Annotated in this window: 14 protein-coding genes and 2 tRNA genes; 2 read left to right on the forward strand and 14 right to left on the reverse strand. The window is 62.7% G+C overall.

What is annotated here, in order from left to right; genetic code table 11:
• Nucleotides 1-160: 160 nt before the first annotated feature.
• The 3 genes from art_RS04950 to art_RS04960 are packed head-to-tail and all read right to left on the reverse strand — an operon-like array spanning nt 161 to nt 3,548.
• A complete protein-coding gene (locus tag art_RS04950; RefSeq protein WP_253901480.1) occupies nt 161-997 on the reverse strand; it encodes an SGNH/GDSL hydrolase family protein in 837 nt (278 codons plus the stop codon).
• A gap of 23 nt (nt 998-1,020) precedes the next feature.
• Nucleotides 1,021-2,391: a UDP-glucose/GDP-mannose dehydrogenase family protein gene (locus tag art_RS04955; RefSeq protein WP_367643763.1), complete on the reverse strand. Its 1,371-nt coding sequence runs from the start codon at nt 2,389-2,391 to the stop codon at nt 1,021-1,023.
• On the reverse strand, nt 2,388-3,548 hold the full coding sequence (locus art_RS04960) for a glycosyltransferase family 1 protein (RefSeq protein ID WP_038462874.1): 1,161 nt from the start codon (nt 3,546-3,548) through the stop codon (nt 2,388-2,390). The genes art_RS04955 and art_RS04960 overlap by 4 nt, the downstream gene beginning before the upstream one ends.
• Nucleotides 3,549-3,661: 113 nt before the next feature.
• On the opposite strand from art_RS04960, the gene art_RS04965 reads away from it, so the two are divergent.
• Together art_RS04965 and art_RS04970 are read left to right on the forward strand one after the other, a co-directional pair.
• Nucleotides 3,662-4,270 carry a TetR/AcrR family transcriptional regulator gene (locus tag art_RS04965; protein ID WP_038468780.1) on the forward strand — a complete coding sequence of 203 codons (609 nt, stop codon included), beginning with the start codon at nt 3,662-3,664 and terminating at the stop codon, nt 4,268-4,270.
• 1 nt (nt 4,271) lies between these two features.
• Nucleotides 4,272-4,634: a DoxX family protein gene (locus tag art_RS04970; RefSeq protein ID WP_173425223.1), complete on the forward strand. Its 363-nt coding sequence runs from the start codon at nt 4,272-4,274 to the stop codon at nt 4,632-4,634.
• A 388-nt stretch (nt 4,635-5,022) separates the two neighbouring features.
• On the opposite strand, the gene art_RS04975 is transcribed toward art_RS04970, so the two are convergent.
• The 11 genes from art_RS04975 to art_RS05025 all read right to left on the reverse strand — a co-directional run bounded on the left by art_RS04975 (nt 5,023) and on the right by art_RS05025 (nt 14,483).
• Nucleotides 5,023-5,649 (reverse strand): DsbA family protein, encoded by a 627-nt coding sequence (locus art_RS04975; protein ID WP_038462875.1) that lies wholly within the window; start codon nt 5,647-5,649, stop codon nt 5,023-5,025.
• Nucleotides 5,650-5,786: 137 nt separating this feature from the next.
• Nucleotides 5,787-7,073, reverse strand: coding sequence for an ATP-dependent Clp protease ATP-binding subunit ClpX (gene clpX, locus art_RS04980; RefSeq protein ID WP_038462877.1), 1,287 nt, complete (start codon nt 7,071-7,073; stop codon nt 5,787-5,789).
• Nucleotides 7,074-7,259: 186 nt separating this feature from the next.
• A complete protein-coding gene (locus art_RS04985) occupies nt 7,260-7,934 on the reverse strand; it encodes an ATP-dependent Clp protease proteolytic subunit (protein WP_038462878.1) in 675 nt (224 codons plus the stop codon).
• Nucleotides 7,935-7,970: 36 nt separating this feature from the next.
• Nucleotides 7,971-8,591: an ATP-dependent Clp protease proteolytic subunit gene (locus art_RS04990; protein ID WP_082000111.1), complete on the reverse strand. Its 621-nt coding sequence runs from the start codon at nt 8,589-8,591 to the stop codon at nt 7,971-7,973.
• A gap of 286 nt (nt 8,592-8,877) precedes the next feature.
• A complete protein-coding gene (gene tig / locus art_RS04995) occupies nt 8,878-10,242 on the reverse strand; it encodes a trigger factor (RefSeq protein ID WP_038462880.1) in 1,365 nt (454 codons plus the stop codon).
• Nucleotides 10,243-10,331: 89 nt separating this feature from the next.
• A tRNA-Pro gene (locus tag art_RS05000) sits at nt 10,332-10,404 on the reverse strand.
• A gap of 263 nt (nt 10,405-10,667) precedes the next feature.
• Nucleotides 10,668-10,741 (reverse strand) — tRNA-Gly (locus tag art_RS05005).
• Nucleotides 10,742-10,911: 170 nt separating this feature from the next.
• Nucleotides 10,912-11,898: an Fpg/Nei family DNA glycosylase gene (locus art_RS05010; RefSeq protein WP_038462881.1), complete on the reverse strand. Its 987-nt coding sequence runs from the start codon at nt 11,896-11,898 to the stop codon at nt 10,912-10,914.
• Nucleotides 11,899-11,910: 12 nt separating this feature from the next.
• Complete coding sequence (locus tag art_RS05015) at nt 11,911-12,384, reverse strand: ribose-5-phosphate isomerase (RefSeq protein ID WP_038462883.1); 474 nt, start codon at nt 12,382-12,384, stop codon at nt 11,911-11,913.
• A gap of 73 nt (nt 12,385-12,457) precedes the next feature.
• Entirely contained in the window at nt 12,458-13,453 is a 996-nt protein-coding gene (locus art_RS05020) for a hypothetical protein (RefSeq protein ID WP_052136015.1), read from the reverse strand.
• Nucleotides 13,454-13,457: 4 nt separating this feature from the next.
• Nucleotides 13,458-14,483 carry a DUF1648 domain-containing protein gene (locus art_RS05025; protein WP_157875150.1) on the reverse strand — a complete coding sequence of 342 codons (1,026 nt, stop codon included), beginning with the start codon at nt 14,481-14,483 and terminating at the stop codon, nt 13,458-13,460.
• Nucleotides 14,484-14,594 lie beyond the last annotated feature (111 nt).

Below are 14,594 nucleotides of genomic sequence, written 5' to 3' on the forward strand. Positions count from 1 at the left end.
TCGCCGAGATGTGCGATGACGCCCTCCGGCTGTGGCCGCTGCCCGATCCGGGTGGCGGCCACAGCCGTCTCTCTCCGCCGAGATGTGCGATGACGCCCTCGCTCCCGCACCGCCACCGCCGAGGTGTGAGATAAACCCCAACCGTCGGTTGGGGTTTATCTCACACCTCGGCGGAATTGTTGGGGCGGAGTGGTTTTGTGCGGAGTTGCTGTTTTTGCTGGGATGCGCGGGCGAGCTTCTTCAAGCCCTTTTTCCGCGGCACGCGCACAGGCTCCGGCCAGCGGGGTGCCAACTCATCACCGAGGGTGGTGCCGCGCAGCTTGCGGCCAAACATGGGCAGCACCCAGTCGTTCATCCATAGATACTGGTCCCGAACCCACTCCACTGTTCCCCGGGCGGCCGGCTCCGGCTTGTGCTTGAGCGCTATCCCGTGCGGAACGCCCAGCTGTTCCAAGACCCGCGCCGCCAGGTATTTGTGCCCGGCTTTGGACATGTGCAGCCTGTCAGAAGCCCACAGCCGAGGATGGGCGTAGACGCCAAAGGTGGCATAGTCCACCAAGACGGCCCCATACTTTTCGGCGATGGTCCGCACGCCGTCGTTATATGCGTGGTTTTTCCGCCGCAGCGGGGCCAGCAGGGGCGAGACTTCCACGTCATAGCCGGTGAAGAGCAGCAATGTCGCTCCGGTCTGCGCCAGCCGTGCCACGATGTGTTCATACTCCTCCAGGATGTCGGCGACTCTAGTTCCCAGATCCATGACGTCGTTGCCGCCTGCATACAGCGAAATTAGTGTTGGCTCCATGGCGATGCCGACTTCGAGTTGTTCGGCGATGATGTGCCGGAGCCGTTTGCTGCGGATGGCCAGGTTGGCGTACTCCCATCCGGGCTGGGCACGTGCCAGCCCTTCGGCCACGCGGTCCGCCCAGCCCCGGACGCCGTTCGGCAGGTGCGTGTTGGCATCACCCACACCCTCGGTGAATGAATCCCCGAGAGCCACGTACCGTCCGGGTCCGGCAAAGTTCACCGGGATTCAGACCACCGGCCGCAGCTCGGCAACCCGAGTCCGGTCTGTTGCCCCTCCGGTATTGCCGCGCCCGGTCCCATGGAACTCCCATCCGGCTGCGCGCCACGCTTCGGATCCAGCACGTTGCGGCCGTCCAGCATGACGGGCCGCCGGACAATGGCCGCGGCCCGTACCGGGTCCAAAGCAACATACTGCGGCCAGTGCGTCAACAACAGCACCAGCTCGGCACCACCGAGAGCGGCGTCAACGTCTGCGTCAAAGTTCAACTGCGGATGCTGCAGCCATGCATTGCCAACAGCCTGCGGATCGGTGACCGTCACAAGGGCCCCCTGCGCCGCGAGTTGGGTGGCCACATCCAGTGCCGGAGAGTCGCGAATGTCGTCGGTGTGCGGCTTGAAGGCAGCCCCGAGCACCGTGATGCGCCGGCCCTTCACTGAACCACCACACAGGCGCAGCGCCGCCTCGGCCAGCCTGAACCGCGCGTCGGCGTTGATGCCGTCCACCACCGAGAGCAGCTCATCCAGGGCATCCATGCCGCATTTTTGCGCCTGAGCCCGGAATGCGCGCAGGTCCTTGGGCAGGCAGCCACCCCCAAACCCGGCACCCGCCTGCAGGTAGCTGCCACCGATGCGGCCGTCGTGACCCAGCGCTTCGGCAAGTTGTACGACGTCGGCCCCCACCTGATCGCACAACTCACCGACCGCGTTGATGTAGGAGAGCTTCATCGCCAGGAATGCGTTAGCGGATACCTTCGCCAGCTCCGCCGTCGCCAAGTTGGTGATCAGGCGCGGCGTTTCGCGCACCAGCAGCGGCGCGTAGACGGCGTCGAGCATGGCAGCGGCGCCAATGCCTGCGGCACCGTCGGTTACGCCGTAAACAAGCCGGTCCGGGTGCAGGGAGTCTTGCACGGCCGTGCCCTGGCGCAGGAATTCCGGGTTCCATGCGACGGTGGCTCCGCTCGGAGCGAGCCTGCGCGCGATGTCCGCTGCGGTCCCCACCGGAACCGTTGACTTGCCCACCACCAGGGCATCGGGGCGTAGCTGGGGCGCCAGCGCCGTAACGGCGGCGTCCAGGAAAGAGAGGTCGGTGTCGTTGGCCGTCTTGGACTGCGGCGTGCCGACACAGAGGAAGTGCACCTCAGCATCGGCCAGCCGTGCAGGGTCCGTGGTGAAGGTGAGCCGGCCGCCGTCGTGCCCTTCCTGCAGCAGTTCCGCCAGCCCCGGCTCATGGAAGGGCGCCGTGCCCGCCGCCAGCAGTTCAACCCGGGCCGGGTCTGTGTCGAGGCCGACGACTTGGTGGCCGAAGTGAGCCAGCGTGGCCGCGTGCACCGTGCCGAGGTAGCCAGCCCCAATCACTGAGATTTTCATTTGATGCCCCTCATTTGAATTCCCTTCATAACGGATGGCAGCCGCAGGTGTTCGGCTATGGCTTGGGTGTAGTGGCCCATCAATTGTTCGCAGACCGTGTGCCAGCTGCGGCCCTGCACCTGCTCCACCGCAGCCTCACCGAAGGCAGCACGTTTGGCATCGTCGCCGATCAGGTCTTCGGCGTACGTCCGCAACTGGTTGAGATTGCCCGGGGCGTAGAGCCAGCCGGTGCGGGAGGAGTCCACCAGGTCAACTGGGCCGCCTCGTCCGGTGGCCACCACGGGCACACCAGATGCCATGGCTTCCTGAATGGTTTGGCAGAACGTTTCCAGCTCGCCCGGATGCACGAACAAGTCGAAGGAGGCCATGGCGGCGGCCAGCTCGTCGCCGCCGAGAAAGCCGGTGAAGTGCGCCCCGGGCAGGGCGGCTTCAAGGTGTGCGCGCTGTGGACCATCACCGACAATTGCCAGCCGGGTGTTTGGAATGGACAGCACGGCGGCCAGGTCCTCCACCTGCTTCTCCAGGGCCAGCCGCCCCACGTATCCGATGATTCGTTGGCCCTGTGGGGCCACTTTGCGGCGGAATGCCTCACTGCGCCTGGTGGGGTGGAACCGTGCGGTGTCCACTCCCCTGCGCCACAGCTCGACGCGCGGAATACCGTGCTTTCGCAGTTTCTGCAGCGAATCCGTGGACGGAGCGAGCGTTTTGGTGGCGGCGGTGTGGATTCTCTCCACACGTTGCCACGCCCAGTTTTCCAGATAGGACAGTCCATACTTGGCCGCGTACGCGGGGACATCGGTTTGGTAGACGCCCACTGTGGGTATGCCGAGGTCATTGGCCGCCCTGACGGCACGCCAGCCCAGCACAAAGGGTGAGGCCAGGTGGACAACGTCCGGATGGAACTCGGCAAGCAGCGACTTCACCCTCGCGACACCGCCTATAGCAACTCGGATGTTTCGATAGCCGGCAAGGGGAACCGCCGGCAGCCGCCTGACGTCGGCTCCCTCCACAATGCTGGGAGCGTTTTCCAGGGTTGACGGTGCAATCACGAGCACGTCATCACCCCGGCGATCAAGGTGTTGCAGTATTTTCAACAGGGAATGGGTGACCCCGTTCATCTCGGGCAGGAACGATTCAGCAACTATTGCGATCCTCACGCCTTCAGCCTGACCGGCCAAGGTTGCCGCAGCGGATGGCCGTGGCAACGTCACGGTGAATGGTGGGTGAATTGCCGTTGTCGGCCATCATCCCTGGTGATAAGCTGGCGAACATGTTCAGTGAACGTGTTCATTCAAGGCAGGCGCAACGGCAGGCAACCCAGCGCGTGGTGCTTGATGCCGCGGAGGCGCTGTTCCATGCCCAAGGCTTTAAGGCGACCACGGTGCGCCAGATTGCGTCAAGGGCGGGGGTGAGCATCGGCACCGTCATGGCCGCCGGCGACAAGGACCGCCTGTTGGTTTCGGTCATGGATCAACGCATCGAGCTCATGCATCAGGCACGCATGTTGCCGGAAACCGGGTTTCTGGCCATGAAGGCGGGAAACAATGCCCCGGAAATGGTTGCCGCCCTGGCCCACCCTTTCCTGGCGCTCTTTGCCGAAGACCTGGACCTGGCCCGGGAATATGGTGCCATCCTCATTAAGGGCCGGCACAATTCAGCGGTGTTCGGCGCCTTGGCATTCCAACTGACAGCTGAGTTTGAACAGGCCTTCAAGCTGTTCGGTCTGCCCCGGGAGGCTGCCCACAGGGCCGCAACCACTGCCCATCTGTCCTACCTGGGCATTCTTCTGGCATGGGCCGGGGGTGCGTACGACCAGCAATCCGCCCTCCATCAGCTCAAGGAAACCGTTGGCGCCCTGATGGGCGCGGAAGGGAAATAGCATGCTGCTTCTGCCGGAACTTTGGTGGCCAAGCACCGTGCTGGCCCTGGCGCTGTTCGCCGATGCCGTCTTGTCCATGCGGGCGCCACGATTCATTCGCGACTGCCTGAACGGAGTCGGCTTCCCGCGTGAGTGGTGGTGGGCCCTGATTGTCATCAAGCTGATGGCGGCCATCGGGCTGCTCGCTGGGCTTGCCGTACCGGGTGTGGGAATTGCTGCCAACATCGGGGTAGTGGCCTACTTCTTGACGGCAATATATGCACACATCAGGGCACGCTTCCTGAAACAAGAATTCTGGCTAAACTGTCTTGGCATGCTGACACTGGCCGTCGCCACACTGGTTTTGTCCTACGTTCCCTGGTGAGCGTAGGTGCCATCTGACGTGGCAGTCAGAGGTAGTTGCACTTTGCACCGCCCCACAGCCACCGCCCAGAGCAGCGCAAAGGGGAAGCCCCATCGGCTTGTTGCCGTCGGTGGGGCTTCGACTTTCATGCCGCCTGTGATGTGACGGTCTAGTGGGTGTCATGGCTTTTCAGGACAAGTCACCGCATCACCGGTGTTAACGAACCTTTGCGAGCGTCCCGTCGAAACGGTGCTCAATTATCAGAACGGTTCAGTCACTGAATTTTATGATCCCTGCCAGCCCTTTCCTTGGCGGATTGGGTACTCATTAGTATGCTCCTGCCAGCTGCCCAAGACAATGGCCGGGGTCAAAAATCTTTGACATTTTTACCCCGGCCGTCTCCGGCAGACTAGTCGAACTGCGGATCCTCCGTGCGGCTGCGCTTGATCTCAAAAAAGTACGGGAAACTGGCCAGCGTGACCGTGGCATCCCACAGCTTGCCGGCTTCTTCGCCGCGGGGAATGCGGGTGATGACCGGGCCAAAGAATGCCGTGCCGTTGAAGGCAACGATCGGAGTGCCAACATCTTGGCCCACCTTGCTGATGCCCTCTGCATGGCTGGCACGCAGGGCAACATCGTTGGCATCGGAGGTGGCTGCTGCAGCCAGTTCGGCGGGCAGGCCCACCTCGGCAAGTGACTTGGCGATGACGTCAGCCACGTCCCTGTTGCCGTTGTTGTGAATTTGGGTGCCCATGGCGTCGTACAGCGGCTTAATAACGTCGTTGCCGTGCGCGGCGACGGCGGCCATGATGACACGGACCGGGCCCCAAGCCTTGTCCATGTGTGCCCGGTATTCGGGTGACAGGTCCTGATTGTGCTCGTTCAGCACGGACAGGCTCATGACATGCCAGTCGACCTTGATATTGCGGACTTCTGCCACTTCGCCGATCCACCGGGACGTCACCCAGGCGAAAGGACACGTGGGGTCAAACCAAAAATCGGCTGTTTCGGTGGTTTCCACAACATTCTCAGACACGTCAAAACTCCTTGGTAGGACTTGGAATTGGGAAGGACAGCAACGCCCTGCTCCCCTCACTCATGTAACGGCGGGGATTCAGGAACTATTCCGCGATGCCGGTCCCGACCGAACAGGCCCGGACCGGATGCGGACAGCTACGCCGACTTGTTCCGGCGTTTGGCAACAACCTCGTGCGGGATCAATGTGGGTTCAGCGGTCTTGGCCACGACCTCAGCGGTGACCACAACGGTGGCAATGTCTTCGCGGCTGGGCAGGTCAAACATGACAGGCTGCAGGACTTCCTCAAGGATGGCGCGCAATCCACGTGCACCGGTCCCCCGAATCAGGGCGAGATCCGCGATGGCCGTCAGCGCATCGTCATCAAACTCGAGGTCAACGCCGTCGAGCATGAACATCTTTTGGTACTGCTTGACCAAGGCGTTCTTGGGTTCGGTCAGAATCTGGATCAAGGCACTCTGATCCAACTGGGTCACGGTGGTGATGACGGGTAGCCGGCCGATGAATTCAGGGATCAGCCCAAACTTCAGCAGATCTTCCGGCATGACGTCGGCGTAGCTGGCCTCCGTCTGCTTGAGCGCACTGAGTGGGGCACCGAAGCCGATGCCCTTCTTGCCGGCACGGGATCCGATGATCTCCTCCAGCCCGGCAAAGGCGCCGGCCACGATGAAGAGCACATTGGTGGTGTCAATCTGGATGAATTCCTGGTGCGGGTGCTTGCGTCCGCCCTGCGGCGGGACGGAGGCAACAGTGCCTTCGAGGATCTTCAGCAGCGCCTGCTGCACACCTTCACCGGAAACGTCACGCGTGATGGAGGGGTTCTCTGACTTGCGGGAAATCTTGTCGATTTCGTCGATGTAGATGATGCCCTGTTCGGCCTTCTTCACATCGAAGTCGGCGGCCTGGATGAGCTTGAGCAGGATGTTCTCCACATCCTCACCCACATAGCCGGCTTCGGTCAGTGCCGTGGCATCGGCGACGGCGAACGGAACGTTGAGCCGGCGGGCCAGGGTCTGCGCGAGGTACGTTTTGCCGCAGCCGGTGGGACCCACGAGCAGGATGTTCGACTTGGCGATCTCCACCTCGTCGTGGACACCTCCGGAAATGGTGGTGCTCTTGACAGCATGGCCGGACTGGATGCGTTTGTAGTGGTTGTACACGGCAACGGCGAGCGAACGCTTGGCTGGCTCCTGGCCGATGACATATTCCTGGAGAAAGTCGAAAATTTCGCGCGGCTTGGGCAGTTCAAAAGTGTCGAGGTCGGCGACCTCGGCCAGTTCCTCATCAATGATCTCGTTGCACAGTTCAATGCACTCGTCACAGATGTAGACACCGGGCCCGGCAATCAGCTTGCGGACCTGCTTTTGGCTTTTCCCACAGAAGGAACACTTCAGCAGATCGGTGCTTTCGCCCATCCTGGCCATGGCTGTGTCCTTCCGCGAATAACCCACCAGCGGCGCGGTTACCTCTGAAACTTTTATACGTTCCGCAGCAGGCGCTGGGAACGGCCGTACAAATCATCTTCCACTCTAAGCCACGGTACTGACATTGAGTGGAAAGCAAACGCCGGAACAAGCCATTTCTTGTTCCGGCGTCTGCCTCAACTGCCTTTAGCGCGTGATGGCTGCAGGCTTCATCTTGCGCGGTGCGAGCACCTCGTCGATCAGGCCGTATTCCTTGGCCTGGGCAGCGGTGAGGATGTTATCGCGCTCAATGTCGTTGCTGACCTGCTCCGGGGTGCGGCCGGAGAGGTCGGCCAGTGTGTTCTCAAGCCATTCACGCATGCGCATGACCTCGTTGGCCTGGATCTCCAGGTCTGAGGCCTGGCCGCCCTGGCCGCCGGAGAGTGCCGGCTGGTGGATCAGCACGCGGGCGTTGGGCAGTGCCAAACGCTTGCCGGGTGCACCGGCCGCGAGCAACACGGCAGCAGCCGATGCGGCCTGCCCCAGGCACACGGTCTGGATCTCGGGGCGGATGAACTGCATGGTGTCGTAGATGGCTGTCATGGCCGTGAACGATCCGCCGGGAGAGTTGATGTACAGCGTGATGTCGCGGTCCGTGTCATCAGCTTCCAGCACGAGCAGCTGGGCCATGACGTCGTCGGCCGAGGCATCATCCACCTGCACGCCGAGGAAGATGATGCGGTCCTCGAAGAGCTTGGTGTACGGGTCCTGGCGCTTGAAGCCGTAAGGGGTGCGCTCCTCGAACTGCGGAAGCACATAGCGGCTGGAGGGCAGGTTACCGGCAGTGTGGCCAAAAGCTGTGCCGCCAAAGTTGTAAGTCATGTCTGGTTACTCCTGAAGTTGTCTCTTTGGCTTGCTTTATTTGGCGTTGGTTCCGCCGCCACCGGCAACGGTTCCGGCGTGGCGGGCGATCTTGTCGAAGAAGCCGTATTCCAGAGCTTCAGTGGCTGTGAACCACTTGTCGCGGTCGTTATCGACCAGGATCTTCTCAATGGTCTGCCCGGTCTGTTCGGCCGTCAGTTCCGCCATGACCTTCTTCATGTGCAGGATCAGTTCGGCCTGAATTTTAATGTCCGACGCCGTTCCACCGATTCCACCCGAGGGCTGGTGCATGAGGATGCGTGCGTTGGGCGTCGCGTAGCGCTTACCCTTGGTGCCTGAGGAGAGCAGGAACTGACCCATCGACGCGGCCAGCCCGGTGGCGACGGTGACGACGTCGTTCGGGATGTACTGCATGGTGTCATAGATGGCCATGCCGGCGGTGACCGAACCACCGGGTGAGTTGATGTACAGGTAGATGTCCTTTTCAGGATCCTCTGCCGAGAGCAACAGCAGCTGCGAGCAGATCAGGTTCGCGTTGTCGTCTCGCACTTCCGAGCCCAACCAAATGATGCGTTCCTTCAGCAGGAGGTTGTAGATGTACTGGTCCGAGCCGGACGGGTCCGCGCTGGCCATCGTGGGGGTGGTTTGCTGTGCCATGGTGGGTTTACCTCTCCTTCGTGCGGTCGCCCGGGCGTGCCCGGCGGGACCATCACTAATGTTCACTACTTGGACAGTAGCCCTTTTCGGCACCCGTTTGGCGTCCATGCGGGTGCTGTTCGCTGTAGGCGCACGATCCCCGTTCGCCCTGCGCGTAGGGGAATAAATATGCCCCTTGGCGTCCTTGGAATTGGGGCGCAAAAAGCCGTTGCCGGCTCCCAGGGGAACCGGCAACGGCTTTCAAATCATGTTTCCCTTGCGTCAAACGCAATTAGCGGGAGTGCAATTAGATGCGGACTTCGCCCGGATCGGTCACTGCTGAGGGCTCGATGACCTCGTCCTCGGAAACTACTTCTTCTTCCTCGGCAGCGTTGACGAAATCGCTCAGGTCAATAACGACACCTTCGGAATCCTTGACAACAGCCTTGCCCAAAACAGCGGCAAGTGCCTTGCGGCGGCGGACTTCGCCAACAATCATGTTGACCTGGCCGGAGGAATCCAGCATCTGGGCGAACTGGTTCGGGTCCATGCCGTACTGGCTGGCGGAGGAGACGATGTAGTCGATCAGTTCAGCCTGGCTGACGCTGACTTCTTCCTTCTCGGCAATGGCGTCGAGGATGATCTCGTTGCGGAACGCGTTCTCGGTGTTGGTCTTGACCTCGGCGCGGTGCTCGTCGTTGTCGTGGTCTTCGCCGTGTGCGTTCTCGGGGCGGAAGTGCTGCTCGAGCTGCTCTTCGACGACGGAGTCCGGAACCGGAACCTCAACGAGCTCAACGAGCTTGGCCAGGACCTTGTCGCGGGCTTCTACACCCTGCTCGACAGTCTTGGACTCGGCGGCCTGCTTGGCCAGGTCTTCCTGCAGTTCGGCGATGGTGTCAAACTCGGAAGCGAGCTGTGCAAAGTCGTCGTTTGCCTCGGGCAGTTCGCGAACCTTGACGGAGGTGACCTTGACGGTGACCTGTGCTTCTTCACCTGCATGCTCGCCACCGGCCAGCTTGGTGTTGAAGATGGCTTCTTCGCCGGCGGACAGGCCGGTCGCTGCCTCGTCCAGGCCGTCAAGCATGTTGCCTGCACCCACCTGGTAGGAGAGGTCGGCGGCGGAGTCAACCTCTTCGCCGTCGATCTTGGCATCGATGTTGATGGTGAGGAAGTCACCGTCGGCAGCCGGACGGTCTTCGACCTTCAGCGTGCCGAAACGGCCACGCAGCTCGTCGAGAGCCTTCTGGGTGTCATCGTCGGAAGCCTCAACAGTGGCAACCTCAACCTCGAGGCCCTCGTAGTCGGGCAGCTCGATCTCGGGGCGGATGTCCAGTTCAACCTGGAACTTCACAACACCGTCGGTGGCGGTCGGGTCGGGAACCTCGGTGATTTCAACCTCGGGACGGCTCAACGGGATGAGCTTGTTCTCGATGACAGCTTCCTGGTACCAGCCGTTGAGGCCGGAGTTGATGGCCGTCTCCAGGACGTGGCCACGGCCAACGCGCTGATCGATCAGCTTGTTGGGGACCTTGCCCTTACGGAAGCCAGGCACCTGGACCTGTGTGGCAAGTGTCTTGTATGCCTCAGTGATGCTGGGCTTCAATTCCTCAAAGGAAACCTCAACATCGAGCTTTACCCGAGTGGGTGTGAGGTTTTCGACAGCGCTCTTCACAGCGTGGTACTCCTGATGGTCTGTTGATGGATATTTAGGCCCAGCACATGGGCAGCCACTGACCAAACGTGAACCGAATAATGCTGAAGTCGGGGCGACAGGACTCGAACCTGCGGTCTCCTGCTCCCAAAGCAGGCGCGCTAGCCACTACGCTACGCCCCGTAGTGCCCGCAACAGTCTACGGGCAAAAGTTCCAGATGCACAATCGGCACTGCACCCGGGAAGATTCGTGCCGTGCGGCCTTAGTTTCTGCGTATTTCCACGCCCGACGGCGGCCACCTCGCCTTCCGCCGCCTGGCCCCACCGCGGTGGATCTGTGGAGCAGCTTGCTGCTGCGGATTTACTGCAACAACTGCCAGACACATTTAAAGAAGGCCCGAACAAAGAAAATCCCCGGTCGCATTGACCGGGGATCACTTGTATTTTGGAGGGGGCGACGGGAATCGAACCCGCATAATCAGTTTGGAAGACTGAGGCTTTACCACTAAGCTACGCCCCCGAATTTCGGGGCTGTTGCGGGCTTTCGCCGGAACAACTCCGTAACCCTATCAACGACTTTGCCGGTCCTGCAAATCGACGGCTTTTCACACCGCCTGCGCGCCCTCCCCGGTTTCCGTGCACACGGGGAAGCGCGATGCGTTCGCCGGTTAAGCTTGACGGCAAACGCGATCAGCCGCCCTGGCAGGACGGGCACCAATACAGTTTCCGCCCGCCGAGTTCTTTCATCGCCACGTCGGTGCCGCAATGTCGGCACGGCAGGCCCTCACGTTTGTAGACATAGTGGGCATCTTCCACGGGCACGTCCTTGTTTGCCTGCCGTGCCCCGGCCAGGGCACTGGCTGCATCTCCCGGCCGGTCCATGCGTTCGAGCCCGTGGCCCACCTCCGCACCAACACCCGAGGGCCTGTCCGCCAGTTCGGTGGTGATGATGCGGCCGTCCCGGACGCCGTCGGCCATGATGCGGGCAATGTCGTCCCACATCGCCGCAGCCTCCTCGGTCTGCATCGCCTTGCCGGACAGCATCGGGTCAAGGCCCAACCGGAACAGCACCTCGGCGCGGTACACATTGCCCACACCGGCCAGCACATCTTGTTTCATCAGCTGCAGTGCGATCGAGGTTGCACTCTTGCGGAGCCTGCGTGAAAATTCGTCGGCGTCTCCGGGCAGGTTGTTCAGTGGATCGGGCCCCAGCTTGCGGCGGACGCCAACTGACTCGGCGGGCGTGATGACCTCACAGGCCGTGGGCCCGCGCAGATCGGCCCAACCATGCTCGGAAACGAGTCGCACACGCACGGCACCCTTGGGTTCGGGCGGGCCTTCGTACTCCCCGTACCCTCCCCCATCGCCAGCGCCACCGGCAACTTCCTGCTCACCGATACGCCGCGGGGCCCCAATGCTGGAGGCACCCGCAAAGGTGGAGTCGCCGCCAAAGTCCCAGGCGCCGTACAACCCCAGATGAATACGCATCACGAGGTCGTGCGCGAAGTAGAGGAACATTTGCTTGCCGTGCGCCTCGGCCCGTTCCAGCACATGCCCGTCGATCAGGGCGGCGCCAGCGGCGAACTTGCCCTGCGGACTGGACACGGCCAGCGCAGCGCCGCTAAAGACGTCGTTGAACTGCCTGGCCAGGCGGTGGACCGAGTGCCCCTCAGGCATTCGCGCTTCCTTCTACTCGACGACTTCGCCCGTGGTCTCGTACGTGGCGATCTTGCCGATGCGGCGCACGTGGCGTTCGGCGTCGCTGAAGGGCTCGGCCAGGAACGCTTCAATGATTTCCGTGGCCTCCTCAACGCTGTGCTGGCGGCCGCCCACGGCGACGACGTTGGCGTCGTTGTGCTCGCGGGCCAGCTGCGCGGTGGAGAGATTCCAGGCCAATGCGGCGCGTACGCCCTTGACCTTGTTGGCTGCGATCTGTTCGCCGTTGCCGGAGCCGCCCAGCACGATGCCCAGCGCGTCCACGCCCGCCGCCTGATCCGCCACGACGGCAAGTGCTGCGTTGATGCAGAAGGAGGGGTAGTCATCCTCAGCGTCGTAGGCCTGGGGTCCGTGGTCGACCATCTCGTAGCCTTTGGCGGCCAGTGCCGTGATGAGGTGGGCGCTGAGCTCCATGCCGGCGTGGTCGGTTGCGATGTGAACGCGCATGAGGATTCCTTATGGTTCGAGGTGGTTTGTGCTCCAACAAGCCTACCCACCGCCGCGCAAGGTTTTGGCCGTGTCAGGGCTGTCGCGGCATTTTCCCGGCCCGGCGATTGAGAATCTCGGACAGTTCGTCCGCCAGGTCCAAGTTGGGCGCACCCACCACAACCTTCCCGCCGTCACTTTCTCGCAGCACGACGGCGGCACCCGAGCGGGCAAGGAAGCTTGCGGATCCGCTGTGCTTGCGCAGGCCCCCCCCGCCGTAATCCTTCGCCACAACGTCCAGGGACACCGCCGCATCCACCCCTTCGCACGGGGCGATCAGCACGGGGACGATGCCAAGGATCTTCACCGTCAGCGCCCGGCGGTCCACCTGCACCGTGGCGCACAGCATGGTGATGGCCAGCAGCGCCGCAACCACCAGTCCGAGCAGGATCCACGGTGAAAGCAGGGCCAGCAAGGCGCCCGGGAGAACAGCAACCAGCAGGACCATCATGATCACCGAGCCGCGAGGACGCAGAAAATAGGCGAGCTGGTCGTTGGCGGCGGTGGGGTCCTCCTCCTCGTCAAGCAGCCGGGCCAGGGCCTGGTCATCCACCTGGGTCCACTGCTCATCCGGCTTGAACGTCAACGCGAGGACCACACCCATCGCCGCGGCCAGGCCCGAGCCCATGAGCAGGACATAACCATCTATTCGCGCGGCCGGCAGCTGGCCTCCGCCGGCCTGGCCCAAAAGGGTGGCAGCGAAAAGGGTGCAGGCACCCAGCTGCAGGGCCATCGCTACACCCAGAAGGATGCGGCGCAGGGTGCGGGGCAGCGAGGTCCGCGCCCCAAAGACTCCGATGCCGGCGCCAAGAACAAGAATGGAGGCCACGCCGACGGCAAGGAAGACGGTCAGTGGGACAGAGTTTCCGCCCAGGGGCGGGATGACCCCGTGCGGGAGTTGGGAACCCACCATGAGCCCGCCGGCCACGAGGGCCACGGACAGCAGTGCGGGGAAGATCAGGGCAAAGCGCAGTGCCCGGGCGTCGAGGTGCCGCTCGGTACTGGAATCGTGGCTTCTGTCGGGTGCCATGCTGTTAGTTTGGCACCTTCCCTGCGTGGACGTAAGCGTTGACCAGTGCCGCAGCTTCGCCCGCTGTTGCCACATCCGGCATGGACACGACGAACTTCTGGTGGAATCCCGCCTCCATGACCAGAGCCGGGCCGCTGCCCATGATGAAGCCGATGGACCCGCCGTTCATGCGGTAACCCCAACCGCCGTAATCCATGGCCTTGATGTCTTCCACCGAGGCGGCCCGGACTTCCCTCCACTCCAGCGGCATGACCTTCCAGAAACCGCCGGCCAGCACCTTGTGTCCCTCCGGACCGATGACCACCGTGCCGTTGCAGAAAACCCAGGTGATGACGGCAGCCACCAGGCCCAGCAGCGCCAGGATCGGGAAGATGAAATATGTACTGGCGGCAACGATGGCGCCCAGGCCGAGGCTCAAGAGCCAGCTCCATTTACCCATGGACACCTTGATCCGCATTGTGTCCCCGCGGGCCGCCCGCGAAGCACCGGCCTGCGCCACGGGGTCACGGCCCGAGGTTGCGGCCTGGTTCATCCGCAGCACCTCCGGACCTTGCGTCCGGTCGACCTCGCCGGGCTTGTACAGCAGCATCCCCAGCACGCCGGCAACGAAGGCTAGTGCGACACCGCCAGCCATGACGGGCCCGGACAGCTCAGCTTGTGAAGTGTCCGCCAGGTCGAGCTGGCCGGCCACCATTGCCACGGTCAGGGCAACCATGCCCACACCGAACGCCAGCCCAAAACCCACCCCAATGCGGGCTGTCAGCGACGACGACGCCCGTAACAGTACCCCCAGCGGCGCAATGACGGCGCCCAGGGCGCCCATCGCCACGGCCATCGCGGCCGCGCCGGCGACTGAGATCCAGCCGTCCACCTCATTTTTCGAGTTCCAGTGCGAGGCCAACTCTGCAGGCAGCCTGCCCTCCACGGTGAGGATCCACACGGCGGCCAGAACCCCCATCAGCAGCGGGCCCACAATCAGCCCAACCAGCCACCTCTTGTTGTACGCCTTCTCCGCCTCAACACTTCGCACTTGTTCCCCCACCGAAAATTCCCGTCGTCAGCCCTGCATCAGCTCGTCTGCCTTAACCCTGCCCCACGGCACGAGCGCGGACAACTCCGCCAGCCAGCCCCGGCCACCAGC

This window comes from Arthrobacter sp. PAMC 25486 (assembly GCF_000785535.1).
Lineage (GTDB): Bacteria > Actinomycetota > Actinomycetes > Actinomycetales > Micrococcaceae > Specibacter.

Coding starts and splice junctions, on each gene's coding strand:
- art_RS04990 (WP_082000111.1), bottom strand. CDS start 8,591: ATGGCACAGCAAACCACCCCCACGATGGCCAGCGCGGACCCGTCCGGC.
- clpX (WP_038462877.1), bottom strand. CDS start 7,073: ATGGCCAGGATGGGCGAAAGCACCGATCTGCTGAAGTGTTCCTTCTGT.
- art_RS05010 (WP_038462881.1), bottom strand. CDS start 11,898: ATGCCTGAGGGGCACTCGGTCCACCGCCTGGCCAGGCAGTTCAACGAC.
- art_RS04955 (WP_367643763.1), bottom strand. CDS start 2,391: ATGAAAATCTCAGTGATTGGGGCTGGCTACCTCGGCACGGTGCACGCG.
- art_RS04965 (WP_038468780.1), top strand. CDS start 3,662: ATGTTCAGTGAACGTGTTCATTCAAGGCAGGCGCAACGGCAGGCAACC.
- art_RS05020 (WP_052136015.1), bottom strand. CDS start 13,453: ATGGCACCCGACAGAAGCCACGATTCCAGTACCGAGCGGCACCTCGAC.
- art_RS05015 (WP_038462883.1), bottom strand. CDS start 12,384: ATGCGCGTTCACATCGCAACCGACCACGCCGGCATGGAGCTCAGCGCC.
- art_RS04970 (WP_173425223.1), top strand. CDS start 4,272: ATGCTGCTTCTGCCGGAACTTTGGTGGCCAAGCACCGTGCTGGCCCTG.
- art_RS04985 (WP_038462878.1), bottom strand. CDS start 7,934: ATGACTTACAACTTTGGCGGCACAGCTTTTGGCCACACTGCCGGTAAC.